The 1,969-nt window shown below is 70.3% G+C and carries 2 protein-coding genes; both read left to right on the forward strand.

Annotation, left to right across the window (positions count from 1 at the left end):
• Nucleotides 1-167 precede the first annotated feature (167 nt).
• Entirely contained in the window at nt 168-1,658 is a 1,491-nt protein-coding gene (locus NM2_RS09165; protein ID WP_067666624.1) for an SCO6880 family protein, read from the forward strand.
• A 6-nt stretch (nt 1,659-1,664) separates the two neighbouring features.
• On the forward strand, nt 1,665-1,969 hold a 305-nt coding region (locus NM2_RS09170), incomplete at its 3' end, for a hypothetical protein (protein ID WP_157120989.1).

Here is a 1,969-nt window from a genome sequence, read left to right on the forward strand (position 1 = left end):
CCGCCGACGACCGGAGCGGGGAACACCTCGTCCCGCGCGATGAACCATATCGCCAACGCCCGCGCGGCCGCGGCCAGTCTGAATCGCGGTGAAGCGGCGATGGGTGACATCGCCGGTGACCGTTGGGGCAACCGTTCACCCGACCTGGGCAGGAGCACCATTCCACGATGACGACGACCGAAACCTATGAGCGGCGCTCGTACGGGCTCTGGCAGAAGCCGCGCAGCGCAGGTCTTTTCGGCCTGCGCTGGGGTGAGACGGTGCTCGGCTTCGTGGTGGTCATCAGCGCGCTGCTGACGGCGTTGGTGGCGGGTCCGAAACCGGCGTTCTTCGTCGCCGGGATCGGCGTCGTGGTGATGGTTCCACTGGTGTGGCGGTCGGGGGGCCGCTCCGGCTACGAGACGGGATTGATGATGTTCCATTGGCTACGCGGTCGTAATCGGGGCGAGCACGTCTATCGGGGCGGGCGGTTCTCCCGGATCCCCGGCGGGGTCGCCCGGCTGCCGGGGCTGATGGCGCCGTCGAAGTTGTACGAGGGGATCGATGCCGGCGGTTATAGCTTCGGCATGATCCATCTGCCGCAGTTCGGTCAGTACACCGTCGTGCTGCGGGCCTGGCCGCAGGGCCACGAGGCGGTGGACCAGCCGGTGATCGATCGCTGGGTCGCGGCCTGGGGCACCTTCCTGGCCTCGCTGGGACAGACCTCCGACATCATCGCGGTCGTTCCGGTCATCGATACCGTGCCCGAGACCGGTAACCGGCTGCTGACCGAGGTGTCCACGATCACTCACCCGCAGGCGCCGGATCTGGCGCAGCAGGTGATGTACGAGCTGGCCACCGAATTGCCCCAGGAGCGTGTGCAATTGCTGCCGCGCGTGTCGATCACGTTCAAGGCGACCACCGCCGAGCGCCGCAAGAATCCGGCGGAGGAGGCGGTAGAGATCGGCCGCCGGCTGCCGGGGATCTGCGCGGCTCTGGCCGAGGCGGGCGTGCGTGCCCAGCCGATGTCCGCGGACGAGGTGATCGCCTTCATCCGGCGCAGTTACGATCCGGCCGCGCAGGCCGATCTCGAGGTCGCAGTCGGTGAACCCGGCGGCCACGGTCTGGACTGGGCCGATGCCGGGCCGGTCTCGCATGAGGAGCGCTGGGACAACTTCCTGCACGACGGCGGTCGCTCGGTGACCTGGGAGATGGACACCGCCCCGGAGGGCGCGGTGGACGAACGGGTGTTGCAGCGCCTGCTCGCACCCAATCCCGAAGTGCCGCGCAAACGCGTCGCCATCGTGTACCGTCCGCACTCGGCGGCCGACGCCGCCGAGATCGTCGACGACGACTACAAGAACGCGCTGGTGGCACAGCAGAGCGAGCGCGGTGTCGTCTCGGCGGCGGCCACCCTGCGGGTGGGCGCGACGCAGCAGGCCCGCGAGGAGCAGGCGCGCGGGCACGGCGTGACCCGCTTCGGGGCGCTGGTGACGATCACCGAGCCCCTGCGCGGCGATCTGCCGCGTATCGAGGCCATCACGCGCGATCTGTCCACACAGGCGCGCTTGAAGATCCGGCGGTGCTATCGCTATCAGGCGGCGGCCTTCGCGGCCTCGCTCGGGTGCGGGGTGATTCTGCCGGAGCACGCGAGCATTCCGAAAGCATTGGCGGGGTGATCCTTCATGGCAGGTGATGACGGCGAAGCGCCGATCCGCTACCGCGGCGAGCCGCCGCGCTACCGCGAACGCGTGGTGGACACGAGTAATCCGCTGCCGGGCGGTGGGCGCGGTCTGCGTCGCGAGGACGACTGGGACATCGAGGCGTACACGCCCGGCCAGCCGCGTACCGCCATGCCTGCCGACTGGGACGACGCGCCCGTTCGTCCCGCCCGCCGCGGCACGCCCGGACTCGGCTCCGGGCGTGGCCGTTCCAGCACGCCGCCGGAACGCCGGCCGCGCCGGACGGAGGAGGAGCGCGGCGCGGCGGG

This window comes from Nocardia miyunensis NBRC 108239 (assembly GCF_001613065.1).
In the GTDB taxonomy this organism is placed as follows: Bacteria; Actinomycetota; Actinomycetes; order Mycobacteriales; family Mycobacteriaceae; genus Nocardia; species Nocardia miyunensis.